Origin of the sequence: Roseobacter sp. (genome assembly GCF_045106495.1) — a bacterium.
Taxonomy (GTDB): domain Bacteria; phylum Pseudomonadota; class Alphaproteobacteria; order Rhodobacterales; family Rhodobacteraceae; genus Roseobacter.
In genome coordinates, this window is sequence record NZ_JBGCEQ010000024.1 from 1 (window position 1) to 25,981 (window position 25,981).

Sequence of the window (25,981 nt, forward strand, 5' to 3'; positions counted from 1 at the left end):
ACCGGGGCCAAGGTTTTCCACCAGTTTCTTTGTCAACTTGCCGGAGAGGGCCATTCAAAATATACCACATTCCCTACCACTCAAGGAACGAATATAGACACCACCGAAAGAAACTCAAGGAAAAGATGAAACGGCGCAACCATCGGTTAAACAAAGAAAAAGGCCGCCCAAAGCGGCCTTATCAAATTCGGGAAAAAGGTATAGTGGCGGAGCGACAGGGATTCGAACCCTGGAGACGGTCTCCCGCCTACACACTTTCCAGGCGTGCGCCTTCGACCACTCGGCCACCGCTCCGTTGCGGCGGTGTAACGTGCCGGCGGTCACATGTGCAAGGGGCAAATTCATTCGCTATATGGAGATTTCTCCAACTGTAGAAATGATGATACACAAGCTAAGAGAACCAGTTCAGGATGAAGCTCTGACCCGGTGTTGCGCGATGGGTTTGATGCTGAGAGGCAACGTTGCTGGAGGTGGTGCTGTCAACAAAACCGCACCCATCAAGTTGCGTCTTTGAGCACTTCGGCATTTCGCAACCAGACATCTCGCTGCGCAAAGGGGATCTCAATCTCCTCTTCGGCGAAGCGTTTTGCAATTGCATGGTTGATGTCGTTCTTGACGTTCATGATCCAATTGACATCGCGTAGGATCATACGAAGTTCAAATTCCAGCGAGTCTGCCCCGAAGTTGTTGAACAAAATCATTGGAGGCGGGTTGCGCAGCACCATGGGCTGGTCATCCACGATTTCCTTGAGGATTGTTTCAACCCGGCGGGTGTCGGTGCCATAGGCAACACCTACGGAAACAATCAGACGCCCTACCTTATTACCACGGGTGTAATTTGTCACTGTGCCCGAAACGAGATCCGCATTCGGGACGATAACATCGGTCCTGTCAAAGGTCTCAATCCGTGTAGAGCGCACAGATATGTCTCGTACATAGCCCATCTGGCCGCCCACTTCGATCCAGTCTCCTTCGGAGATCGGTCTTTCGATCAGAAGGATGATCCCGGACACAAAGTTGGACACAATGGTTTGAAGTCCAAAACCAATACCAACGGACAATGCACCTGCGACGATCGCCAGCGAAGACAAATCAAGCCCCGCACCCGTTACCGCTAGCAGGCTCGCCAGGAAAATACCGATGTACCCCAACCCTGAGACGATGGCGTTCTGGCCGCCAATGTCGATTTTTGTCTTGGGCAAAACGCTGACTCGAAGTGTGTTTTGCAACAATCTCGTGATGCCGTAGCCAAGGGCGAAAATCACCACCAGGGTCAGGAAGTCTCCAGGCGACACGCGGGTGTCACCAATGGCAAACCCAAGTTTGAAGCGGGCCCACAACTCGGTGAGATCTGCCACGCGCGCGCCCCACACAAGCGCAAGGATCGGCAAGGAGCCCAACAGCAATAGAAAGCCTGCGAAAATCGGCAACAGAGCGTCGCGCGCCTGAACGCCCATTCCCGTGATCAACCCATATGTATCCGCCACAAATCGATGCACGGTCGCAACCACACCTAGCACCAGCATCGTCATCACGGTCGGATAGAGCAGCGCATTGCCGGCCTCGGTATAGCCAATGGCCGCCATCGTTGGTGCGACAATTGAAACGCAGATCAGAAGCGCTCCTGCAATCCTGTCGGTGCGCGCAAATGAACTGCCTCTTGCGGCTTCGCCATCTTCAGTCTCTGGTGGTATTTCGTGTCCGCGTAACAATTGTCCAATGCAGGCCAGCGAAAAGGCGATCAAAACCACAATTGGAAACGAGACTACAGCCTCGGCTTCGACCGTCATGTCGTCAAATTCCAAAAGCAGATGCACAATGCCACGCATGACAAAAAATATGGATAGGAGCAGCATCAAGAATCGCGCCTGCGCGCGCTTTTCATCCGGCAAGGGGATCAGGGCGTCGTCTCCGTTGCGCGCAAACAGACGCTCAGCCAACCAGCGAAAACCCAGTAAAAAGGCGGCCCAAATCGGCAAAGCATCCAGGATCTGATTGATACTGTCGCCTGCGAGCCCGGTGACGCGCAAGGCATGGGCAAAAAGAGCAACGCCAATCAACGGGATGATGATCCGGAAAAGCGATACCAGAAATCGCCATACACCACTGCCAGCACCGCCCATCGCACGCAGCCGTCTGAGCGCGTATCCAGCCCAGGCCCGTCCGCGGAAGATGAGCGTCAAAGACACCGCCATCAGGAACAGGACAAGTGGTGCGTTTTCGCGCAGCACAAGGCGCCTGACGGGATCCTTGTGTTGCTGCGCTTCTTCGAACAGATTTCTGATGGTGCGCTTCAATTCCTGCAGCGCAATGGGCCAGTTTGACGGATTAAGGGGCGATGCGCCCAGCGACAAGAGGCGTTTTGCCTGGCGTTCGCGAATAATACCGTCGATTTCGCTGATTAGCCCTTCTGCCCGCTGAAACGCCGCCAGAGCTACCTGCACTGGCGCCTGCACTTCGAGCAATTGGGTTTCCAAGTCCGAACGCCGCGACGCAATTTCAAGCAGTTCATCCCCGTTTTCAGGTTTGGGGCCGAGCGCTTCGATTTGTTTTTTCAACGCCGAAATTCGCGCCTGGCTGGCGCTTTGCACGTTGGAAAACCGGGTGCGGAAATTGGAAACACCTTGGCGCAACGTCTCGAATTGGTCATTTGTGCTGACGCGCTTTTCAATGGCGGTTTCGGTCAAATCTGCCAGTTGTTCCCAAGCCGTGTAATCAGGCCCGTCCTCGGGCGCGGTCTGCGCCTGCAAAACGCCACCCCAGATAAAACAAAGCGCAACAAGAAAGATTGCAAGGGCATGGGTGAACCGGTTCATACGTCTTCGAACACTCCGGCAATGCTCGCCGGGCCCTTTTCCAGCCAACCGGGTGTTGGCAGACCTTTTTCGCGCAGGAATTCCGGGTTGAAGAGCTTGGATTGGTACCGCGTGCCATAGTCGCACAGGATCGTGACAATCGTATGTCCCGGCCCCATATCGCGCGCCATGCGCATCGCGCCAGCGATGTTGATGCCCGAAGATCCACCCAGACAGAGGCCTTCGTGTTCAAGCAGGTCAAAGACAATCGGCAGCGCTTCGGCATCGTGAATGTTATAGGCAAAATCCGGCGTGAAGCCTTCGAGGTTCTTGGTGATGCGAATCTGGCCAATGCCCTCATTGATCGATGACCCTTCGGACATCACCAGTTCGCCCTTGGTGTAGTGATTGTAGAGCGACGCGCCATCCGGATCGGCAAGCCCGATCTTGACCCCTTTGGGTTTCAACACCTCAGACACCCCGGCAAGCGTGCCACCGGAACCAACGGCGCAGATAAACCCGTCCACCTTGCCGTCGGTTTGCGACCAGATCTCAGGCCCTGTGGTTTCGACATGGGCCTGCTTGTTGGCCACATTGTCAAACTGATTGGCCCAGATCACGCCTTCGTTTGTCGAGCGTGCCAATTCATGGGCCAACCGTTCCGAATACCGCACAAAGTTGTTGGGGTTCCGGTAAGGGGCAGCGGGCACCTGCACCAGTTCCGCCCCCGCAAGACGCAGCATGTCTTTCTTTTCCTGACTTTGGGTCTCGGGAATGACGATCACAGTCTTAAAGCCCATGGAGGCCCCCACAAGCGCCAGACCGATACCGGTGTTGCCCGCGGTACCTTCCACAATGGTCCCACCCGGTTTCAAAAGCCCTTTTTCAACCGCATCCTTGATGATGAACAAGGCTGCACGGTCCTTGACCGACTGACCGGGGTTCATGAATTCAGCTTTGCCCAATATCTCACAACCGGTCTCGGCGCTGGCCTGCTTCAATCGGATCAGCGGTGTGTTTCCGATGGCCGCTGCCAGATCGCTTGCTACATGCATCGCCCTACCCCCTAAATAATGCGTCTTTTACACCTAGCCCCGCACCGGCGCGACCTCAAGAGGAAGCGCGCAACCGTGCCTGGTGTCGTGCCAGCCAATAGGCGATCAACACCAGCGGTGAATTGGCAATCTGCTGGGCGTCGCAAAGCCGGAGAAGCTCGTCAAAGGGCATGACATGGGACCGAATGTCTTCATCCTCGCTCGCCAGCCCGCCGACGCCTGCGGCCTGATCGGGTAGATCCACAAGGCCGACGTAGGAGTAATGAAACTCAGAAGAGTTGCCGGGCGAGCCGTAGCATTCCCCAACCGGATGCAATGCCCCAATGTTAAGACCCGTCTCTTCTCTGGCTTCGCGCCGAGCGGCGTCCTCAGGGCTTTCCCCGGGATCAAGCCTGCCTGCCACCGGTTCCAGCTGCCAGACTACGTGATCGCCGCGCGCAAGCGGCCCCATGCGCATCTGTTCAACAACGAGCACCCGGTCCCGGACCGGATCATAGGGTAGTACAAGTGCGGCATCTGGCGCTAAAAATACGCCGCGCATGAGTATGGGGGTCATTGATCCATCGAACCGCGCGTGGCTCAAGTCGAACTCGTCAAGCGCAAAATACTGGGCATAGACGCGGCGCCGTTCTACAACATCCACCTTGCCCATCAACGTACCCGCACCATGACGGCTTTGCAGGGCATTTAAATGAGACCATGCCCGCGCTCGGATCATCGGGAACATCTGTGCGATGTCATCGGGCGACTTTTGCCCCATGTAACGCATGACCTCTCGCGCGGCAAACACACTCAACGCGCCCCAGGTCTCCACCCAAGTCTCAAGGGACCAAGCACCATCTGCCGTCCAGAGCCCCAGCTGGGGCAGATAGGCGCTGGCCTTCGTGCCATCCGCGAGCATGACATCCTTCAATTCATAACCAAAGCTGCGCTCGAAAAAATCGAGGCGTTTCAGATCCGCCTTCGTCACACCCTCGACCAACAGACCGGGGCCTTGAGACCCCTGTCGCGCCACAATGGTCGGAAACGGCCCTTCTGCCACGGCCTCAATTGCATAATCCGAGACGGCAGCATCGGACAGTTGAAGATGTGCAACATCACCAAGAACCGCTTCGATGAGCGCGGGATGCCGGAGCGTTCCAAAGAAAAAAAGCGGCGTCATGCCGCCTCTTAGCGCGTCAGCGCCACGTCCGCCATGCGAATTCCGTCGCCAGCCCGGACAAAATGCCACCAGCGATAAGCGAGAAGATCACCAACGGATTGATCATCACCAAGCCGTATTCAGCCATGAACTTGAAGATCGCCAAAAGCGCGTCAAAAGCGCCGTTGTACCAATTGGCCATGGCCCGGTCGAACATCTGATAGCTGGAATGGACAAAGAGGCACCACAGCACCATCATCATCACCCCACCGAAGCCGTTGTGTATCGCTGCTGTCGGTCCACGACCTGCGCGCTTGCCCATCACCGTCCAGCCAACGCAGACCCCAATGATGGCATTCACATATGTGAAATACCCAAAGCTCGTGCTTTCCGGCATCAACGGAATGATCTGGTGCGATACAATGAATCCCACACAACAAATGCAAAGCGCTGCTATGAGCCGGGCTGCGTCAGGCATCTGTCTTTACCTCTTAGTTGGCGCCCCTACACAGGCCGCTTCACGGTGATTTGCGTGACATCGCAATTCGAACTTTCGAACGTCGACGCACAAGAGGTCAGGTAAAAATTCCACATCCGCCGAAAACGGTCATCGAACCCAAGTGTGCTCACCTGATCCCACTTCTCGTTGAAGGTATCGTGCCATCGGCGCAAAGTTATGGCGTAACTGTGACCAAATTCGACAGATTTCTCGACACTCAACCCCGCTTTGGAAACCTGTTCACGCAGCGCGGTCGGACTGGGTAGCATACCACCGGGGAATATGTACTTTTGAATAAAATCGACGCCGCGCTGATACACATGCCACCGCCGGTCCGCTACGGTGATGATCTGCAACGTTGCGGTTTTACCCGGCTTCAGACGGTCGCGCACTACATTGAAATAGGTGGGCCAGTACTTTTCACCTACTGCTTCGAACATCTCGATGCTGGCAATGCCGTCGTAGATCCCAACCTCGTCGCGGTAGTCCTGCAATTTGAAGTCAACTTGCGCTGAAAGTCCCGCATCATCAATGCGTTGTCTGGCATACTTGATCTGCTCCTCGGATATGGTCAACCCTGTCACACGCAGCCCGCGCTCCTTTGCAGCATATTCGGCAAAGCCGCCCCAACCACAGCCGATCTCCAATATATGATCGCCCGGTTGAGCCCCCATCTCGTCAACCATGGATTTATACTTTTCGATCTGGGCGGTTTCGGTACTTTCCTGACCAGTGCGAAACAGGGCCGAGGAATAGGTCATCGTGTCATCAAGCCACAGCCCGTAAAACTCGTTGCCCAAATCGTAGTGGTAACTGATGTTTTTGCGCGCTTGGTTTTTGTGGTTGCGCTGTAGCCAGAAGCGAAATTTTTCATAATTGCGCAAAATAAACATGCCCGGAAAGCCGTCATAGATGTCTTCATTGTCCGCGTGCACAAGGTCCATGAACGCCTGCAAATCCGGCGTCGACCACCACCCATCGAGGTACCCGTCACAAAACCCCAGATCGCCCTCACGGATCAATCGGGCAAAAAGGTCATCGTTGTGGATGTTGATTTCTGCAATCGGGCCGGGATCTTGGCCCTCCGCGCGAAAACGACGGCCGTCCGGTACAACAAAATCAACGCGGCCATTGTTCATCTGCTGCGCCATCGCAAATACATGCGTGAAGTATCGCGGCAAATCGTTCTGACCTTGGGTCGTGGTGAGGATCATGTGAATTCCGTCTGCTCTAATGGTCGGTTTGAAAATCGAATGTTACGGGACGCGGGAGGGTATGATCAAGTGCTCAGAAGCCTTTGTTTTCATAAGCATTAAGCGCAATTTTGCGGCCTACGTCCGCGGCTACTACCGGGGCGGGAATTTGCGCATCGGCAGACAGATTCCAACGACGCGGCACGGCCTCAAAAAAAGACAGCGCTTCCGCACTCGGGTTGCTGCGTCCTTCTGCGATCCAGCGGTTGGCGTAGTCACGGTTCTTGTCGAATTTGTCGAGCTGGGTCACCGGATTGAACACCCGGAAATATGGGGTGGCGTCTGGCCCGGAGCCTGCGGACCATTGCCAGCCCATGGCATTGCTGGCCGGGTCCCAGTCAATCAGGCAGTCCTCAAACCAGGCCATGCCGATCTTCCAGTGGGTCAGTAGGTGTTTGGTGAGGTAGCTGGCCACAATCATCCGTCCGCGGTTGTGCATGGTCCCGGTTACATAGAGTTCACGCATGGCAGCATCGATAAATTGAAGCCCCGTGCGCCCCTGTTTCCAGGCAGTGACTTCCGGCGTGTCCGGATCGGTGCGCCAGGGAAAGGCATCCCAGGCTTCTTTCCAATTCCCACTCAGCAGCCGAGGTGTATGATGCATCAGGTGATAGGCAAACTCGCGCCAAACCAACTCTTTGAGAAAAGTCTCGGCGCCCGCCTTGCCCTCCTGCCGAGCCCGCAGACCCGCGTGCCAGCACTGATGCGGGCTGATCTCGCCCAGGGCGAGGTTTTGCGACAGGCCTGAGGTGCCATCCACGCCTGGCAGGTCACGCGTGGTGTCATAGCCGCCGACGATCTTTGCAATGAAGGTCTGCAATCTGGCCTGCGCTACATCCTCTCCCAGACGCACATGGGGCCTGACGATCTCGGCACCTCGGTTCATGGGTTGTGCCATCTGCCAAGACGACAAATCATCACCAGAGGGCCATTTTTCTGGTGCGGGAAGACGTCCTGGCGCGGGTAATGGCGCGTCCACATCGCGGGTTTTAACCGTATTCCAGAACGGCGTGTAGACCTTGTAGAAACCGCCTGTCTTGGTCTCGACCGTCCAGGGTTCAAACATCAGATGTCCGCCGAAAGAACGCGCCTCGACCCCCTGTTCTTTCAACGCGGATTTGACCTCTGTGTCCCGTGTCACTGCCCCCGGATCATAAAGACGGGACCAAAAGACGCTGGTCGCCCCGGTTTCCTTCACCAGCGCGCACAACACATCCAAAGCATTGCCACGGCGCAAGATCAGGCGGCTTTGGCCTTTCGCCAGACGTTCAGAGAATTGCCCAATCCCCAGACACATTCGCCATTTCGGGGCTGCTCCAAGTTGGTCAACTGTTTCGTCGTAAATAAACACCGGAATGACCGGTCGTCCCATGGCACATGCCGCATGCAAAGCAGGGTGATCCGTCAGCCGCAGATCGCGGCGGAACCAGACTAGAACAGGTGATGTGCTCACGCAGCAAGGCCTTCACGTTTTGTTAAGAGTTCTACGTCAGGCGCAAGCGATTGGATCAAACCCAGAACTCACAAGACGTGATCCAGTGCTGTCAGTAACTTGTCGATCTCGGCCGCGGATGTGTAGTGGGTGAAACTCAGGCGCAGAACGCCATTTTTGTCATCAACCCCCATCGCCGCCAATGCACGCCCCGCATAGAAGTCACCGCCGCCCGCCATGATGCCATGAGATGACAGTTCAGAGGCTACCTCTTCACCGGGCCGTGCCAGCGCCAGCGCCACTGTTGGTGCCCGGTTGATCGCATCTGCCGGTCCGATCAGCCGAACAGAGTTACGATCTTTCACCGCGTCCAGCAGTGGCGCCAGCAGGCGCTGTTCATGCGCGCGCATAAGACCGTGCACCGCAGCCCCGCGCGCCCTCGGGCTCGCAGGCTGTTCAAAATGGTGATCATAGAGCGCGTCGATATAGTCCGCCATGCCAGCGCAGGCAGCCACTTGTGCATGATCCGGACCCGCCGGAGTAAAACGTTTATAAAGCTTATCCCCATTGAAGTGGTGCCCCTGATTGGGCAAGAGCCCTCCCAGGGTGCGGCGGATCACCATGATACCCTGATGCGGGCCGTAGGTTTTATAGGCGGAAAAGAGATAGATATCCGGACCAAGCCCGCCCACATCCGGCAACCCATGTGGCGCATATGAAACCCCATCGACACAGGTAAAGGCCCCCGCCGCATGGGCCAGTGCGGTAATTTCGACCACCGGGTTGATTTCGCCAACCACGTTCGAGCAATGCGGGAAACACACGAGCCGTACGTTTTCGTCCAGCAGATCCTCGAGGTCTTCCGGGTTCAGGTGACCGGTCTCCGGATCCACCTGCCATTCGCGGATCTCAACGCCCCGCGCCTTAAGGCGACGCCAGGGTCCGGAATTGGCTTCATGGTCCTGATTGGTCACGATGATCGCCTGACCGGGCGCCATCATCTCTACAAAGGCCTGCGCAAGAACATAGGTGTTCTGAGTGGTCGAGGGCCCAAAGCTTACCTCATCGTCTTCAACGCCAAGTATGCCCGCCAGTCGCGTGCGTGCTTCGTCCATCTCGGCACCGCCAAGGCGGCTGGCGGCGTAAGGCGCATAGGGTTGCACCTTGCGCTCCTTGTAAAACCGCGTGAGCCGGTCAATCACGGGGGCACAGGTATAAGACCCGCCCGCATTTTCAAAAAACGCCTGTCCCCGCAACGGGGCTGCGCCAAAAGCCGGGAAATGCCGGCGCACAAATTCGATATCCAGTTCCATGCCGACAAAGTCTCTTGCCCGGCCTGAGAGGTCAAGAACTCTATGCGCACAGACGCCGCGTCAACTGCAAACAGCTTGCGCCCTTTTAGCGCGCTTCCTATTTTGTATCCTGCGCCCAAATGCACGGGCCCGAGCGCGATTTACCAATTCGCAGGAGACCGATCATGCCGCAGTGGCACCTGTCTGACACCCATCAAACATCCGCCGGTCGCGTTGCCGCCGGAAAAGCTGGACAGGGGCCAGATCTGGTGCTGGCCCACGGTTGGCCCTGGTCATCGTTTTCTTGGCACCGTGTGATCCCAAAACTGGCCCAGAACCACACCGTTTATTGGTATGACATGCCGGGGTACGGGCAATCCGAAATGCGCGTACAACAAGCCACGTCTCTAGATGTCCAAGGCCTGGTTTTTGCCGAAATGCTGCGCCACTGGGGGCTTGTCTGCCCCTCCGTTCTGGCTCATGATTTTGGCGGCGCGACCACGCTGCGGGCGCATTTGCTGCATGAATGCGACTATGAAAAATATGCACTGATGAATGTGGTCGCCATGCGTCCCTGGGGGTCTGACTTTTTCGATCATGTCAAGCGCCACATCGACGCCTTTGCCGGGCTGCCCCCGCATATCCACCAAGCCATTGTCGAGGCTTACATCCGCGGAGCACTGATCAGCGATATCGCACCGTCAGACCTTGAACACCTGATCGCCCCCTGGCTCACTGATGACGGCGCAAACAGCTTCTACAAACAATTTGCCCTGGCCGATGAAAAATACACTGCCGAGGTAGAACCCCTTTTTGATGACATCCGCTGTCCGGTCAAAATCATCTGGGGCGCGAAAGATCCGTGGATCCCGCTTGAACGGGGCCAAGCCTTGCACAAGCTGATTGGACAGGAGCTGTTGGAGGTCCTGCCATCGGTGGGTCACCTGCCGCAGTTGGAAGCCCCCGAAAGCGTGCTCAGCGCCCTGACAGATTTCATCTAAACGCCAGCCCAATCATCCGGAAACGGCATTTTCTGTCGCGAGTGAACCAGCCGCGTGGGCGACCCCCTTCCAGTATGGCGCCAAGAGCAAAACGGAGAGGCCCCATGCAAACCACCACGCGCGTTGCCATCATCGGTGGAGGCGTTGTCGGCGCCTCGGTACTCTATCACCTGACCAAACTGGGGTGGTCGGATGTCATGCTGATCGAACGATCGGAGCTCACGTCGGGCTCCACATGGCACGCGGCGGGCGGGTTTCACACGCTGAACGGCGACACCAACATGGCTGCGCTCCAAGGCTACACGATCCGGCTTTACAAAGAACTCGAAGAGATCACCGGCATGTCCTGCGGGTTGCATCACGTGGGCGGCGTGACTCTGGCAGACAATCAAGACCGGTTTGACATGCTGCTGGCGGAGCGCGCCAAACACCGCTTCATGGGGCTGGAAACCGAAATCGTCGGCCCCGAAGAGATCAAGAAAATCGCGCCCGTAACCAAGGTTGATGGCATTATCGGCGCGCTTTATGACCCGCTTGACGGGCATCTGGACCCTTCTGGCACCACCCACGCCTATGCCAAAGCCGCGCGCATGGGCGGTGCCACAATCGAAACCCACTGTATGGTGCGCGCCACCACACAACGCACCGATGGCACATGGGACGTGGTCACCGGCAAGGGCACGATCCACGCGGAACATGTCGTTAACGCCGGCGGTCTATGGGCCCGCGAGGTGGGGGCCATGGCGGGCATCTACTTCCCGCTGCACCCGATGGAACACCAGTATATCGTGACCGAAGACGTGCCTCTGATCCGCGACATGGCACAGGATGGCAAGGAACATCCGCATGTGATGGACCCGGCAGGCGAAAGCTATCTGCGTCAGGAAGGCCGTGGGCTTTGCATCGGGTTTTACGAGCAAACCTGCCGGCCCTGGGCGGTGGAGGGCACGTCGTGGGATTTTGGACAGGATCTCTTGCCAGATGACTTTGATAAGATCGAACAAAGCATTGAATTTGCTTACAAACGGTTTCCCGATTTGGCTCGCGCCGGGGTGAAGAACGTGATCCACGGGCCTTTCACCTTTGCGCCGGATGGCAATCCTCTGGTGGGTCCTGTGCCCGGCGTGCGCAACTACTGGTCTGCTTGCGGTGTTATGGCCGGGTTCAGCCAGGGCGGCGGCGTCGGATTGATGCTCGCGCAATGGATGGTGGAAGGCGAAACTGAGCGCGACACCATGGCCATGGATGTGGCCCGCTTCGGTGACTGGATCACGCCGGGCTACACCCTTCCCAAGGTCATAGAGAACTACCAAAAACGATTTTCAGTTGCCTACCCAAACGAGGAACTACCCGCCGCGCGACCGCACCGCACGACGCCGATGTATGACCTATTCTCGAATATGGGCGCGGTTTGGGGGCATCAGTTCGGGCTTGAGGTGCCCAATTACTTCGCCAAAACGGGTGAGCCAACTTACGAAACACCGTCGTTCCGGCGATCGGACGCCTTTGACGCTACCGCGCGCGAGGTCAAGGCAGTCCGTGGCGGCGTCGGTATCAACGAGCTGCAGAATTTTGGCAAGTATCGGGTGACCGGTCCCAAAGCGCGCGACTGGTTGAACCGGATCATGGCAGGCCGCGTGCCCTCACCCGGTCGGGTGGCACTGAGCCCGATGCTGTCTGAAAAAGGCAGGCTGATCGGGGATTTCACCATTTCTTGCCTAGCCGATGAGCATTTTCAACTCACGGCCTCCTATGGCAGTCAGGCCTTTCACTTCCGGTGGTTCTTGCAACATCAAGAAATGGGCGTGACCATTTGTAATATAAGTGATCAGAGAACAGGTTTTCAAATCGCCGGGCCAAACGCGCGAAACGTGCTTGCAGCCGTGACACGGGACGATGTGACCACCATGAAGTTCCTGGATGTGCGCCGCCTGACCGTTGGCAGCGCCGATTGCATCGTTCAACGGCTTAGCTACACCGGAGACTTGGGTTTTGAGATCTACTGCGACCCGATGGATCAACGCAGCTTATGGCACAGCCTGTGGCAGGCAGGGCAACCCCACGGCATGACGCCTTTTGGGATGCGCGCAATGATGTCGTTACGGCTTGACAAGTTCTTTGGCAGCTGGATGGCAGAATTTTCGCCCGACTACACCGCTGCGGAGACCGGATTGGATCGCTTTATCCATTTCAAGAAAAACGACGCATTCATCGGACGCGCAGCGGCAGAAGCAGAGAACGCAGAAGCCCCTGCCCGCAAACTGGTTGCCTTTGAGGTCGATGCCGAAGACGCCGATGTCCAGGGCTATGAGCCGATCTGGCTGGAAGATGCGGTCGTCGGATTTTGCACGTCAGGCGGATATTCGCACTATGCCGAAAAATCGATCGCCTTGGGTTTTCTGCCCACAGTACGGGTTGATGAGAAGCCTGATGTGCTCATCGAAATCCTGGGCAAAATGCGTGCGGCGACCGTTCTAGACCAACCGCTTTTTGACCCCGAAGGTAAGCGCATGCGGGGATGAGTATTTGTATCAATCTTTCTGCGATTGCTTTAGAGTAATCTCATGGATCATCAGGCACTTTTCGATATTCCAATCATTGTGCTTGCAGCTGGGCAATCAAAACGGATGCGCGGCACCGATAAACTGCTTGAACTCATCGATGGCGTTGCTTTGTTGCGCCGTCAGGCCAATTTGGCCTGTGCGGTCACAAAGGGGCCGGTGTTAGTGGCCCTGCCGTCTGCGCCGCATCCAAGATATCAATGCCTCGATGGGCTTGGCGTCAATCGCATTCCCGTGCCGGATGCCGCTGACGGCATGAGCGCCAGTATCCGAGCGGCGATTGCGGCACTGCCGGATGAGACGCCCGCCGCAATGCTGTTGCTAGGTGATTTACCGGAGCTCACTGAGGATGACCTTAAGTCCATAATTCAATCCGTTGATTTAAAATCGAATTCTCTGATATGGCGTGGCGTTACAGAGACCGGTGAGCCTGGCCATCCGATTGTATTTTCCGCCCGTGTGTTCAACGACCTCGTGGCCTTGTCTGGCGATTCCGGAGGGCAGGCCGTGGTTGAGGCCGCAGGTGATCGTGTGGCTCTGGTGCCCCTTCCCAACAACCGAGCCCGCATGGATCTCGACACACCGGAAGATTGGGCGACCTGGCGCGCGGCCCGTTCGAATTAACGGCCGAAAGGCATCGCATCGCATACTCTCCGGCACAATCCCCGAGCTCCTCTTTGCCAAACGCGACCACGTAAATGAGGCCGCGCCTCCGAGTTTTTTGCGCCCTTTTGGCAAAAGAACTGATGGACGAACTTCCAGATGAGCGACCTTGATTTTGGCGCGTTCTGTCTAACCCAACAAGCCGAGAATGACCGCGAAGTCTAGTCCAACGCGAAGGTCAATCCGACCGCCAGAATGCCGTCGGTCGTATCACCATCGGACGGGATCAATTGTGCAAAGAAGTTTCTATAGCGTGCCTTCAATCCGATCAAGGGCACGACATCGCCAATGGAATGGTCGAAACGATCCCCTTCTCCGGGATACAGCGCGAGTGCGGCAAAGGCGCCCACCTCAAATTCAGTTGCAACTTCCACATCATATCCAATGGAGGCCAGCACGGAGACATTAGAATAGCTGTTTTGGAAAATCCCGACGCTGTAGTCGAAGGTATTCTCCTCCCAAGTCAGAAACAAACCCGGATTAAATTCCCGAAAATCTTCGGTCGCGTTAAAGTGCTCGGTGCCCAACAGTATTGATGCGCGGTCCGGTCCGGCCAAAACCGCCGTCGGCAAGAATGCAGCAAGAATGAATGCGGCGCGTTTCATGACGGTCTCCTGGATGGCAATTCAAACACACTTTTTACGAGTATTATTGCACTGCGCTATATTTATAGTTGAACTATTCCAGTACCAAGTCTGGGAGACAAGGATTAAGACTCCCTTATCAGGTCAATACATTTCCAAACGTGTCCCGCAAGTCACGCTTGAGCACCTTTCCGGTGGCATTACGCGGCAGCACGTCCGTGAAAACCACCGTGTCCGGTATCTGCCATTTGGCAATCTTTCCATCGAAAATCGACAGGATTTCCGCAATATCTGGATCTTCGCCCGGCGCTTTTACCGCCACCAACACAGGCCGTTCATCCCATTTTTCGTGACGCGCACCAATCACAGCCGCGTCGGTCAACTTGGGATGCGCAATGGCGATGTTTTCCAACTCAACCGAACTGATCCACTCGCCCCCCGATTTGATGATATCCTTGGATCTGTCCCGAATGGTCAGAAAACCATCCGCGTCCAGCGTCGCCACGTCACCTGTGTTAAACCAGCCGTCCTGCAGTGTCTCTTCGCGGGTCGATCTGAAATAGGCGTCCAGAATGAAATGCCCGCGCACGATCAGCTCACCCTGTGTCTTGCCGTCATGCGGCAATGCTGCGCCTTTTTCATCCACGATTGCCAGTTCAACACCCCAGGGTGGGCGACCCTGGTTTTCGCGCAGTCGGTGCAGCGCATCCAGCTCAAGATCGAGATGCTTGGCCAATGGTTGGTTGACGCTGCCAATGGGCGACATCTCCGTCATGCCCCAAGCATGGATGACTTCCACCCCGTAGCGATCCCGGAAAGCCGCCATCATCGACGGCGGACAGGCAGACCCGCCCACCACGGTCTTTTCCAGGCTGACCAGCGCACTGCTCGCCGCTTCTGCCTGACCCAGCAAACCTAGCCAGATCGTCGGCACACCAAGGGCCACATTAACCTTGTGATGGTCGATCAGGCCCACAAGCGATGGCCCGTCCAAACCCGGACCCGGTAACACCATACGCGAGCCCACCATGGCACAGCAATACGGCACGCCCCAGGCGTTGACATGGAACATCGGCACAACCGGTAGCACGATATCCATAGCGGACAGTCCGACAGAGTCGGCCAGATTGCCTGCAAAACTATGCAAGACGGTCGAGCGGTGCGAGAAGAGAACACCTTTGGGATTTCCCGTGGTTCCTGATGTATAACAAAGACTTGAAGCCGTAAGCTCATCAAACTGAGGCCAAACATAAGTCGCGTCATCCGTGGCCAACAGGCCATCATAGGTTACAATGCCGGGCAGATCGTTTTCAGCATCGCCAAGCTCGGCCTCCAGAAGAACGATATGCTTCAGCGTTGTCAGCTTATCTCGGATGGCAGCGACAAGCGGGACAAAGGTGCGATCGATGAACAGCACCTCATCTTCGGCATGATTGATGATATAGATCAGTTGTTCAGGGAACAGGCGCGGGTTGATGGTGTGACAGACAAACCCACCGCCTGAAACGCCGAAGTAAATCTCAAGGTGCCTGCGGTTGTTCCAGGCAATCGTGGCACAGCGCGCCTGCGGCCCAAGGCCCAGTTTTTCCAGTGCTGACGCCAGCCTCCTTGCGTTGCGTGCAACTTCACCCCAACTGGTATGCTCTTCCCCGCCGCCAGTATTCACAGAAATCACATCCGTGGTCGCATGATAGCGTTCTGCGTGATCGATGAGTGAGGATATCAAAAGTGGTGCTGACATCATCTGGCCTAGCATAGAAAACTCCCATTGGTACCGTATTGCTTTTTGCCTGTGCGGCTAATCTGAGTTCCACACTGCATGGCGGACAACTGTCTGGCAAGCCTTGGCAAATCTCCTCGAAATGCGTAACCCCATGGTATGACCCTTATTTATCACACGCCGCTGTCGCCCCAAACACAGTCCGGCCTGGGCATTGACCCTCCGGCACCGCTGGCTATGGCGGATCAGGTCCGGTTTTCAGAGCTGGATGTGCTCAACCACGTTAACAACGCCGTCTACATGCATTGGTTCGAGCGCCTGCGCATCAGGTATACTCAGGACTGGGGCATATCGCGGTACATGGGCACCGGAAAGGACCCGCGTATCGTAATCCGGTCAGGAGAGATTCACTACCGTCAGGAAATGCGAATGGACGAGGATTACGTGGTCACCTGCGCGTGTACTGCCTTTCGCACTACGTCCTTTTCGCTGTCGCAAAGACTGTGGTCCGGTGGCACTCTGCGCGCGACTTTTGAATGTGTTTTGGTGTTGCTGCAATCGGATGGATCCGGCCGCTTTCCGATCCCGCAGGATGTCCGCAACCGATTTATGGAAATCGATGGCGCAACTCTAATGTCGTAAAGCGCGCCCGGCGCCCAGCTTGGTTAAGGCGTCGTTCTCTGGTGCGCGTGAATGAACCGGACCAGAGCCGCAGTTGACCCGTCTTTATCCGAAGCATCCTTCTGCCCATCGACGACTGGCTGCAGCGAGGTTGCCAGTTCCTTGCCCAGCTCAACGCCCCATTGATCAAAGGAGTTGATGCCCAATATGACCCCTTCCACAAACACGCGATGCTCATAAAGCGCCACGATCTGGCCTAGCACAAAGGGATCCAGCTTGGGATAGGCCAAGGTAACCGAGGGCCGGTTGCCGCCAAAGACCCGATGCCGTGCCTGACGTTCCAGCTCAGAACCGGTTAGGCCCGCGGCAGACATTTTGGCGCGGGCCTCGTCAAGGTTGCGGCCTCGCATCAATGCCTCGGATTGCGCCAGACAATTCGCGATCAATAATTGATGTTGGTGCGCGAGATCCGGTTCGTGCCCTTCGGCGGCGATCATGAACTCGCAAGGCACTACTCGTGTCCCTTGATGGATCAGCTGATAAAAGGCGTGTTGGCCATTTGTGCCTGCCGCGCCCCACACGATAGGACCGCTTGAGACGGCAACATCGGAGCCGTCCATCTGAACACCCTTGCCGTTTGATTCCATCTCCAGCTGCTGCAAATAGTCCGGCAGTCGCGCCAGGCGCTGATCATAGGGCAAAACCGCCCGGCTGCTATACCCGCAGACCTGAGCGTGCCAGATCCCGACCAGCGCCAGCATGACGGGCAGGTTTTCAGGCCCTGTGGCGGATTTGAAATGCACATCCATGGCCTGCCCGCCGCGTAAGAAGGCATCGAAGCCTTTCGGCCCGATCGCAATCATCAGGGACAAACCGATCGGCCCCCAGAGCGAATAGCGTCCGCCGACCCAATCCTCGAACCCGAAGACACGCTCGGCAGGTATTCCGAAGTCTCGGGTCTTCTCGGCGGCCGTACTCAGTGCGGCAAACTGCGTCGCGGGATCGCCGCCATGATCGACCATCCAGGCTTTGGCCGTTCGCGCATTTGTCATGGTCTCAATGGTGGTAAAGGTTTTGGACGCCACAATGATCAGCGTGCTCTTGGCGTCCAACCCACGCAGCGTATCGGCGATATGCGCGCCATCGACGTTGGACACGAAATGACACCTAGGGCCATCATGATAGGGCGACAGGGCCTGCACGGCCATGGCAGGGCCCAGGTCAGATCCGCCAATCCCGATGTTAACCACATCCGTGATGGCGCTGTCGCGAACGTGATCGGCAAAGCTGCGCATGCGCTCCAACGTGCCGTAAATGCCGGTCATGACGTCTTGGCCGTCTACCAAAACAGGCCCGCCATCCAGGTTGCGCAGCGCCGTGTGTAACACAGCGCGCCCTTCGGTGTCGTTGATCGGAGCACCGGAGAACATTGCATCGCGCTTTTCTGCTACGCCTGCGGCCTCATAGAGCGCCAGCAAGGCCGCACGCGTCTCTGCGTCAATATTGGTTTTGGCATAATCGAACAGCATGTCGCCCGTCTGTGCACGAAAATCGGAGGCGCGATCCGGGGTCTCGAAAAGCGACAAGATGGACCTGCCCTGGCATGTTTCCTTCAAGGCGTTCAATTCTGCCCACTGTGATTTCAAGCCGCCCAATGTACTGTTCCTCCGCCGATCACCGCGCCAATTGGTGCCTCAAGCGCAGGTAATGTCATTGCGCGCTCAAACGCCCGCCGCTTTTCTTCGCCGAAAATCACAAGATGCTTGTCCATCGCGCCCTCCAAAACCTGTGCGCTCAGCGATACCCGAGCTTCAGGTTGATCACCGGGTTCAACCGCACATAAAATCGGCGCATCCTGACCCATGGCCTCGGCCAGTCCAGACGCACCTGGGAAAAGCGAGGCCGTGTGCATGTCCGCGCCCATGCCCAATAGCAAAACGGAAATCGGAACCTCACCCACTAAAGCCTGTGACCGCTGTGCCGTCGCCTCTTGCGCCGACATGCCCTGCTGGTAATAGGAAATGAATTTGGCCGCCGCCGCATGCCCGGCCAGCAATCTTGCCTTGACCAGACCTGCGTTCGAGCGCGCATGATCTTCCGGCACCCAACGCTCGTCGGTCAGCATAACATGCACACGGTCCCAATCAATCTCGACTGAACTCATGGCATCAAATATCGGACCCGGAGTGGTACCCCCAGGCACCGCAAAACTGGCAAATTCATGCTGCAAAAGACACTTTCGCAAATCACTTGTCAGCGCATGGGCGATATTCATGATCGCCATGTCACGGTCGGCATTTTCCACAAACTTCAAAGGGCAACCTCCCGCCATTCCCGTCCGTCCCGGCGCATCAGCTGCGTCGCGGCATCTGGACCGGCGCTGTGACTGTCATAGGGCTTGGGTACGTCATTGCGTTGCTGCCACCCCTTGATGATGGGATCGGTCCAGGCCCACGCCGCCTCGACCTCATCGCCGCGCATAAACAATGTCTGATTGCCTCGGATCACATCCATGATCAAACGCTCGTAAGCATCTACATTCTCAGCACCTTCTTCCCCAAGAGCATCCGCGAAGGTCATATCCAGCGGCACGTCCATCAATCGCATACCACCTGGGCCCGGCTCCTTGATGGTCACCCCCAATTTGATGCCTTCATTGGGCTGGAGCCGAATCGAGAGAACATTGCGGTGCCGGCCCGCCTCTTCGCCAAAGATCGAATGTGGCGTTTCTTTAAACACAATCGAAATCTCCGAAGACCGCGCGACCAGACGCTTTCCGGTGCGCAAATAGAACGGTGTTCCCGCCCACCGCCAATTGGCGATATGGGTTTTAAGCGCAATGAAACTCTCCGTGGCCGACTTGAGATCGGCCACTGCTGTGCGATAGTCGGGATGCGCTATCGGATCCTCTGTATCAGCGCCGTATTGCCCGCGCACGATGTGATGCGGCTCCACCGGCTCCAATGCGCGAATAACCTTCAGCTTTTCGTCCCGCACAGCATCTGGATCAAAGCGCGCGGGTGGTTCCATAGCGATCAAACACAACAACTGCATAAGGTGATTTTGCACCATATCGCGCATCGCGCCGGATTTATCATAATATTCGCCGCGCCCGCCGACGCCCACAGTTTCGGCCACAGTGATCTGGATATGATCCACAAACTGGCTGTTCCAAAGTGGCTCGAACAGAACGTTGCCAAAGCGCACGGCCATCAGGTTTTGAACCGTTTCCTTGCCCAGATAGTGATCGATCCGGTAGATTTGAGTTTCGTCGAAAAACGCCGCAAGATCCCGGTTCAGCTGCTGCGCCGTGGCCAGATCGCGCCCAAAAGGTTTCTCGACCACGATACGGCTTTTCTCGTCCGTCAAGCCATGATTGTTCAACCGCTCTGCCAGATCACCGAAAAGACCCGGCGCGACCGAAAAATAAAATGCCCGCACCACGTCGCGCCGCATGTGTCCTGCCAGCTCTCGCCAGCCGTTTTCCCCTTTGGCGTCAATCGCAACATAGGTCAGGTCGGCCAAAAATGCTGCCAAGTGATCTTGATCGACAACAGCCCCATCGCTAAATTCTTCGATCGCGTCGCCCACCATCTCGCGGTAGTCTGCCTCGCTTATATCCGCCCGCGCGGCCCCTATGATGCGGGCTTCTGGGGGCATCTGGCCAGCGCAGAAACGTCTGAATAGCCCCGGTAAAATCTTGCGTCTTGCCAGGTCACCTGTGCCGCCAAAGATCACGAGGTCGAAAGGATCAACCGGAATAACGCGCGAAACCATGAGAAGTCATCCTGTTACGCGGCGCCTTTGGCCCGCTTTTGATGTTAGCGCAAACATGCCTCATTTTTAAGGTGATCACAAGAGCGTGCTTACGGGCGAAAACCAGTTTTCTTGCCTCTTTCTATCCAATAGCACACAGTCACGGCAACTCGGGATCAAGGACAACCACTCGAATGAAAGACCTGGCGCAGGCCAATATTGGCAAATTTATCGATCCTGACTGGACTGCCAAGGGGGAAAAGCGTGCCAGAGTGCATTTGAATGCGCCCAAAACGCTTTGGTTCAACACCGGAACGCTTTGCAACATTGAATGTGCACATTGTTATATCGAAAGCAGCCCGACAAATGATCGGCTCGTCTATTTTTCTGCCCATGAAGTGGCCGAGTACCTCGATCAAATCACGGCGCGGCGCTGGCCGGTGACCGAGATCGCCTTTACCGGGGGCGAACCCTTCATGAACCCAGAGATGATAGAGATGGCCAGAAAATCGCTGGCGCGGGGGTATGAGGTTCTGATCCTGACGAATGCCATGCGGCCGATGATGCGGCCCAGTATGCAGGCCGGCCTGGTAGATCTGAATGCCAACTATCCCGGCAAGCTCACGCTTCGGATTTCCTTAGATCACCATCAGCCTGCCCTGCATGATGCGGAACGCGGTGTCGGCGCTTTTGCCAAAACACTTGAAGGCATGATCTGGCTGCGCGACGCCGGGATCAAAATGGCGGTGGCCGGCCGGTCCATCATGGCGCACAGCGATGCGGAAAGCCGGGCGGGCTATGCCCAGTTTTACGCCACTCACGGGTTCGACATCGATGCGCAGGATCCTGGCGCTACCGTGTTGTTCCCGGAAATGGATGAAACCGTTGAAGTGCCCGAGATCACCACCTCTTGTTGGGACATCCTAAACAATTCGCCCGACGCTTTGATGTGCGCTTCCTCACGGATGGTGGTCAAGCGCAAAGGTGCGCCACGCCCTGTGGTTCTGGCCTGCACCCTACTGCCCTATGCGCCCGAATTCGAGCTGGGCGCCAGCCTTGAAGACGCCGAACGCGACGTCGCGCTGAACCATCCTCATTGCGCCAAGTTCTGCGTCCTAGGCGGGGCCAGCTGCTCTGCATGATCGCCTGAGAAGCCCCTCCATTGCACGCTCTGCCGATGCGCGACGAAACAGGAGTATGAAAGTTTCCTGTGGCTTGCGGATGCATGGTTCGTGAACTGAGGTGCGCCTTAATATTGAACCAAATCAATGATCTAAGTTCTAAGCTTTGCCATCTACGATTTTCAATGCTGGTGTCATTAACAGCGCTGGCCTGTACCTCACATCTGACCCGTGCGCGCGGAATCCTTCAATTATTGAATTTGCCCGCATTTCAAATTTGACAATACCAGTCCGCGTCAACAGATGCAGGGATCGCACGGTCAATCCGAAGCGCGGCAAACAGAAACCATTCCAAGCACATCTCTTTCCACTCGGTGCAAGCAGACACTGACCAAAAAAGTATCCCTGCTGCGACCAAGCTGCGGCACCGGCCGAAATGCGCTGTGGATGACATCATATTTCGTACGTTTGCCATGGAAGTGGTCATTGCTGACGAAGCGCTCCGGCTTCTTGGCAAACCCATTTCACGACGCCTGTCCCGTACAGTAAAACGCCCGGAGCTTTGCTCACCTGTATTTCGGTGCTTGAACCGCAAAAAAACCATCATCGTCGGAGTATTTTTCAGATAGGTCGCTTACACTTTCTCACAGGCCCACTTGTGCAACGTGAGCACCTCGTCACCCTATCTATCCGCACCCTATTTTTAGTGTAGATTGAGGAGGATTGAAAAAGACAAGACACAAAATTAATATAAAACAGAAGCTTACGACGGTCGTTGTGAAAGCATGAAACAACATGGGACCGGGTGATACAGCTTTACAGTGCACGCTCTGTGCACAGTTTGTGCACAGTCCGTGTTGCGCTAGAAATCAGTGCAGCGTGAATTCACCGGTCACATTTCGCCATTCTCCGGGACGGATCATTTTGCGATGGGTAAAGCGTACTGAATGGAGTGGGCCTTCGATCTCTGACTGCCAGAATTCTACAAATTCAAACAGCCGCGGATGGTCCGGAGCAAGATCATACTCCTGCCACACATAAGTGTTCAGGACATGTTGATAGTCCGGCATGCGATAGAAGAATTCGGCAGTGGTCAGGCCGTAACCCTTGAGCATCAATTCGGTTTCAGTTGGGGGCATTTCTTGTCCTCTTGACTGCTTACTCCTACCAGAATGCCATGAACAAATTACTTTTCAATGAAAACAGCGTGTTATCACTTTCGGCTGCTGGCTGCTAACCGCAAGACCATAGAAGGATTGCACCTTATGTGTCCCCTCTGATAGAGTGGGACCACAAGATATAGTCTCTGCAAAAAAAATGGGCAGACCACGTGAGCGATAGACCACAACCACCTGAAAACGATGATGAAATGGCTCCAGAGCGCCCAATCTATGATGGCCCTTCGGTCAGCATCGAACATGAGATGCGCACGTCATATCTCGACTATGCCATGTCCGTCATCGTCAGCCGCGCAATACCGGATCTGCGCGACGGATTGAAACCAGTGCATCGCCGCATCCTCTTTGCCATGCATGAAACCAACAATACGCATGATAAATCCTACCGCAAGTCGGCGCGCCCAGTCGGTGATGTGATGGGTCAGTATCACCCGCATGGCGACAGCGCGATCTATGATGCACTGGTGCGTATGGCGCAGGATTTTTCCATGTCACTGCCTTTGCTGGATGGTCAGGGCAACTTCGGATCCATGGATGGCGATAACCCGGCGGCAATGCGCTACACAGAAGTTCGCATGGACAAACCAGCGGCCTATCTTTTGGCGGATATTGACAAGGACACTGTTGATTTCCAGGACAATTACGACGGCAAGCAAAAGGAGCCAACCGTCTTGCCGGCCCGCTTTCCGAACATGCTGGTCAACGGCGCAGGCGGGATCGCGGTGGGTATGGCGACAAATATTCCGCCGCACAACCTGGGCGAAGTGGTCGATGCCACACTTGCCCTGATCGAGGAGCCGGACCTGACATCCGAGCAACTGATCGAATATGTGCCCGGCCCCGATTTTCCGACCGGCGGCATCATGCTGGGCCGTTCAGGCGCGCGCAAAGCCTATCTGGAAGGGCGCGGGTCTGTCATCGTGCGCGCGAAGACACGCATCGAGGAAATCCGCAAAGATCGCTGGGCCATTGTGGTCGATGAAATCCCCTATCAGGTCAATAAGGCGAGCATGATCGAAAAGATCGCGGAGCAGGTGCGCGAGAAAAAGATTGAAGGCATCTCCCACGTTCAAGACGAATCTGACCGCAATGGCGTGCGGGTGGTTGTTGAGCTAAAACGGGACGCAACGGCTGAAGTCGTATTGAACCAACTCTACCGGTTCACGCCCATGCAGACCTATTTTGGCTGTAACATGCTGGCACTGAACGGCGGACGCCCTGAACAACTGACTTTGCGTAAATTTCTGACCTATTTCATAGACTTCCGTGAGGATGTTGTTGCAAGGCGTACGGCGTATCTTCTGCGAAAAGCACGCGAGCGGAGTCATGTGCTCTGTGGTTTGGCTGTTGCCGTTACGAATATCGACGAGATTGTTGCAACCATCCGCGCGTCCGCCGATGCACCTGAGGCACGCGAAAAACTGATGACCCGTCGGTGGCCCGCGCAGGACATTTTGCCCTATATCGCGTTGATAGATGATCCGACCCACACGGCCAATGAGGACGGCACATATAATCTCAGCGAAACACAGGCGCGGGCGATCTTGGAACTGCGTCTGCAGCGGCTCACCCAGATTGGCGTGAAAGAGGTCACCGACGAACTTGAAGAATTGGCGGGTAAGATAAAGGAATACCTCGAAATTCTGGGATCGCGCGACCGGATTATGGGCATCATTGCCGACGAATTGCGCGAAGTCCGTGAACTCTTCGCCGTGCCGCGGCGCACTGAGATCGTCGATTGGTCCGGAGATATGGCCGACGAAGATCTGATCGCACGCGAAGATATGGTAGTGACGGTTACCTCTGGCGGCTACATCAAACGCACGCCTCTTGCCGATTTCCGCAGCCAAAAACGCGGTGGCAAAGGGGTGTCGGGAATGCAAACCAAGGAAGAGGATGTCATCACGACCCTCTTCGTGGCCAACACGCACACCCAGCTTTTGTTCTTCACCACGGATGGCATGGCCTACAAGCTCAAGACATGGCGCTTGCCGCAGGGTGGGCGCACGTCGAAAGGCAAGGCTATTGTCAACATCCTGCCGATTCCCCCAGGCGTCTCGGTGGCTGACATCATGCCGGTAGACCGCGATGAAGAAGACTGGTCCGAGTTGCAGATCGTCTTTGCAACTTCTGCTGGAACTGTGCGCCGTAACGCCCTGAGCGACTTCACAAATGTGAAGTCCAACGGCAAGATCGCGATGAAATTCGAGGATGATCATGCCGACACCACGCTGATCAACGCCAAGATCGCGTCGCGGGATGAAGACGTCATGCTGGTCACCGCTTCCGGTCGCGCGATCCGCTTCCCGAGCGAGGACGTTCGGGTCTTCAACTCGCGCAGTTCTGTGGGCGTGCGAGGCGTCAAGCTGACGGGCAAGGACAAAGTGGTGTCGATGTCGGTGATCCGCCACTTCGATGCGACCTCGGACGAACGGGCCGCATATCTGAAAATGCGGCGGGCCATGGTCGGGTTAACGGATGACGCAGAAACCTCAGATGATGATGAGACGGATGCAAATGCCACGATCAGTCCGGATCGCTACGCAGAAATGTCAGCGGCCGAAAACCTAATACTAACGCTGACAGCGCAGGGCGCAGGCAAGCTCAGCTCCAGCCATGACTACCCCGTGCGCGGGCGTGGCGGTATGGGCGTCCAGGCGATGGACAAGGCCATGCGCGGCGGCGCCCTGGTGGCTTCTTTCCCGGTTGAGATGGATGACCAGATTATGCTCGCTACGTCCAAGGGTCAATCGATCCGCGTGCCGGTTGAAGGTATTTCATTCCGCTCGCGGTCTGCAGGTGGCGTCAAGGTTTTCAACACTGGCAAAGGCGAAGAAGTGGTGAGTGTTGCTTGGATTGCCGATCAGGGTGAGACTGAGGAAGGTGGAGAAGACGAGGCTTAACCGCTTCTCAACTGTTTTCGAACATCGTGGGACTTCAAGACGATGAGGTGCCGAAATGAATGTTTATTGCTGCATGATCACGCTGAAAGACAGCGCCAAGGCCTTGCTGTTTGCCAAGGCTGTTGAGGACTGGATGAGCCATTTGCGCAGTGCGGACGTAATCGGAGAATGGCGCCTGATGCGGCGCAAGCTGAATTTGGCGGCGGATTGTTATCGCGATTTCATGCTTGAAATTGAGGTGGACGGGTTGGCGCAGCTGGAAGCTGCGTTCCGCCTTACCGGCAGCCATGACGATGAAGTTGCGCAACTGCACCGCGCCGTGCACGATCTAATCGATACTGCAGATTTTGCTTTGTATCGTCCCTATCCGGATATGGAACGTGCCGAACGGATGGCCCTGCTCTAG

The 25,981-nt window shown here is 56.2% G+C and carries 20 protein-coding genes and 1 tRNA gene; 7 read left to right on the top strand and 14 right to left on the bottom strand.

The window, feature by feature from the left end:
• Positions 1-204: 204 nt before the first annotated feature.
• The 8 genes from AB8B75_RS15755 to AB8B75_RS15790 all read right to left on the bottom strand — a co-directional run bounded on the left by AB8B75_RS15755 (position 205) and on the right by AB8B75_RS15790 (position 9,488).
• Positions 205-294 (bottom strand) — tRNA-Ser (locus AB8B75_RS15755).
• A 203-nt stretch (positions 295-497) separates the two neighbouring features.
• A complete protein-coding gene (locus AB8B75_RS15760) occupies positions 498-2,816 on the bottom strand; it encodes a DUF3772 domain-containing protein (RefSeq protein WP_405363661.1) in 2,319 nt (772 codons plus the stop codon).
• Positions 2,813-3,850, bottom strand: a complete 1,038-nt coding sequence (locus AB8B75_RS15765; RefSeq protein WP_405363663.1) for a cysteine synthase A — start codon at positions 3,848-3,850, stop codon at positions 2,813-2,815. The genes AB8B75_RS15760 and AB8B75_RS15765 overlap by 4 nt, the downstream gene beginning before the upstream one ends.
• Before the next feature lie 55 nt (positions 3,851-3,905).
• Entirely contained in the window at positions 3,906-5,012 is a 1,107-nt protein-coding gene (locus AB8B75_RS15770) for an NUDIX domain-containing protein (protein WP_405363665.1), read from the bottom strand.
• Positions 5,013-5,028: 16 nt separating this feature from the next.
• Complete coding sequence (locus tag AB8B75_RS15775) at positions 5,029-5,469, bottom strand: TrgA family protein (RefSeq protein WP_405363667.1); 441 nt, start codon at positions 5,467-5,469, stop codon at positions 5,029-5,031.
• A 26-nt stretch (positions 5,470-5,495) separates the two neighbouring features.
• Positions 5,496-6,704, bottom strand: coding sequence for a class I SAM-dependent methyltransferase (locus AB8B75_RS15780; protein ID WP_405363668.1), 1,209 nt, complete (start codon positions 6,702-6,704; stop codon positions 5,496-5,498).
• A 73-nt stretch (positions 6,705-6,777) separates the two neighbouring features.
• A complete protein-coding gene (locus tag AB8B75_RS15785) occupies positions 6,778-8,196 on the bottom strand; it encodes a cryptochrome/photolyase family protein (RefSeq protein ID WP_405363670.1) in 1,419 nt (472 codons plus the stop codon).
• A 68-nt stretch (positions 8,197-8,264) separates the two neighbouring features.
• Positions 8,265-9,488: an aminotransferase class V-fold PLP-dependent enzyme gene (locus AB8B75_RS15790; RefSeq protein WP_405363671.1), complete on the bottom strand. Its 1,224-nt coding sequence runs from the start codon at positions 9,486-9,488 to the stop codon at positions 8,265-8,267.
• A 164-nt stretch (positions 9,489-9,652) separates the two neighbouring features.
• On the opposite strand from AB8B75_RS15790, the gene AB8B75_RS15795 reads away from it, so the two are divergent.
• The 3 genes from AB8B75_RS15795 to AB8B75_RS15805 all read left to right on the top strand — a co-directional run bounded on the left by AB8B75_RS15795 (position 9,653) and on the right by AB8B75_RS15805 (position 13,653).
• A complete protein-coding gene (locus tag AB8B75_RS15795; protein WP_405363673.1) occupies positions 9,653-10,468 on the top strand; it encodes an alpha/beta fold hydrolase in 816 nt (271 codons plus the stop codon).
• 104 nt (positions 10,469-10,572) lie between these two features.
• Positions 10,573-12,990 carry an FAD-dependent oxidoreductase gene (locus AB8B75_RS15800; protein ID WP_405363675.1) on the top strand — a complete coding sequence of 806 codons (2,418 nt, stop codon included), beginning with the start codon at positions 10,573-10,575 and terminating at the stop codon, positions 12,988-12,990.
• A gap of 42 nt (positions 12,991-13,032) precedes the next feature.
• The gene (locus AB8B75_RS15805; protein WP_405363676.1) at positions 13,033-13,653 is read left to right on the top strand and encodes an NTP transferase domain-containing protein; all 621 of its coding nucleotides are present in this window, start codon (positions 13,033-13,035) and stop codon (positions 13,651-13,653) included.
• A gap of 200 nt (positions 13,654-13,853) precedes the next feature.
• Here the strand turns inward: AB8B75_RS15805 and AB8B75_RS15810 are convergent, their stop codons facing one another.
• Both AB8B75_RS15810 and AB8B75_RS15815 read right to left on the bottom strand, forming a co-directional pair.
• A complete protein-coding gene (locus AB8B75_RS15810; RefSeq protein WP_405363677.1) occupies positions 13,854-14,297 on the bottom strand; it encodes a hypothetical protein in 444 nt (147 codons plus the stop codon).
• Positions 14,298-14,415: 118 nt separating this feature from the next.
• A complete protein-coding gene (locus AB8B75_RS15815) occupies positions 14,416-16,032 on the bottom strand; it encodes a long-chain-fatty-acid--CoA ligase (protein ID WP_405363678.1) in 1,617 nt (538 codons plus the stop codon).
• A gap of 123 nt (positions 16,033-16,155) precedes the next feature.
• Here AB8B75_RS15815 and AB8B75_RS15820 point away from each other — a divergent pair, with 123 nt between their 5' ends.
• On the top strand, positions 16,156-16,638 hold the full coding sequence (locus AB8B75_RS15820; RefSeq protein WP_405363680.1) for an acyl-CoA thioesterase: 483 nt from the start codon (positions 16,156-16,158) through the stop codon (positions 16,636-16,638).
• A gap of 23 nt (positions 16,639-16,661) precedes the next feature.
• On the opposite strand, the gene pgi is transcribed toward AB8B75_RS15820, so the two are convergent.
• From pgi to zwf, 3 genes are read right to left on the bottom strand one after another with little or no spacing between them, the layout of a single operon-like run.
• Positions 16,662-18,263 (bottom strand): glucose-6-phosphate isomerase, encoded by a 1,602-nt coding sequence (gene pgi, locus AB8B75_RS15825; protein WP_405363734.1) that lies wholly within the window; start codon positions 18,261-18,263, stop codon positions 16,662-16,664.
• On the bottom strand, positions 18,260-18,931 hold the full coding sequence (gene pgl, locus AB8B75_RS15830; protein WP_405363681.1) for a 6-phosphogluconolactonase: 672 nt from the start codon (positions 18,929-18,931) through the stop codon (positions 18,260-18,262). Before pgl ends, pgi begins: the two co-directional genes overlap by 4 nt.
• Positions 18,928-20,394, bottom strand: a complete 1,467-nt coding sequence (zwf, locus tag AB8B75_RS15835) for a glucose-6-phosphate dehydrogenase (RefSeq protein ID WP_405363683.1) — start codon at positions 20,392-20,394, stop codon at positions 18,928-18,930. The genes pgl and zwf overlap by 4 nt, the downstream gene beginning before the upstream one ends.
• 173 nt (positions 20,395-20,567) lie before the next feature.
• On the opposite strand from zwf, the gene AB8B75_RS15840 reads away from it, so the two are divergent.
• Positions 20,568-21,515 (top strand): radical SAM protein, encoded by a 948-nt coding sequence (locus tag AB8B75_RS15840; RefSeq protein ID WP_405363684.1) that lies wholly within the window; start codon positions 20,568-20,570, stop codon positions 21,513-21,515.
• A gap of 848 nt (positions 21,516-22,363) precedes the next feature.
• Here AB8B75_RS15840 and AB8B75_RS15845 read toward each other — a convergent pair.
• Positions 22,364-22,633 carry an usg protein gene (locus tag AB8B75_RS15845; RefSeq protein ID WP_405363686.1) on the bottom strand — a complete coding sequence of 90 codons (270 nt, stop codon included), beginning with the start codon at positions 22,631-22,633 and terminating at the stop codon, positions 22,364-22,366.
• Between the two features lie 230 nt (positions 22,634-22,863).
• Here AB8B75_RS15845 and gyrA point away from each other — a divergent pair, with 230 nt between their 5' ends.
• A complete protein-coding gene (gyrA, locus tag AB8B75_RS15850; protein ID WP_405363735.1) occupies positions 22,864-25,575 on the top strand; it encodes a DNA gyrase subunit A in 2,712 nt (903 codons plus the stop codon).
• Positions 25,576-25,630: 55 nt separating this feature from the next.
• A complete protein-coding gene (locus tag AB8B75_RS15855) occupies positions 25,631-25,981 on the top strand; it encodes a DUF6614 family protein (protein ID WP_405363687.1) in 351 nt (116 codons plus the stop codon).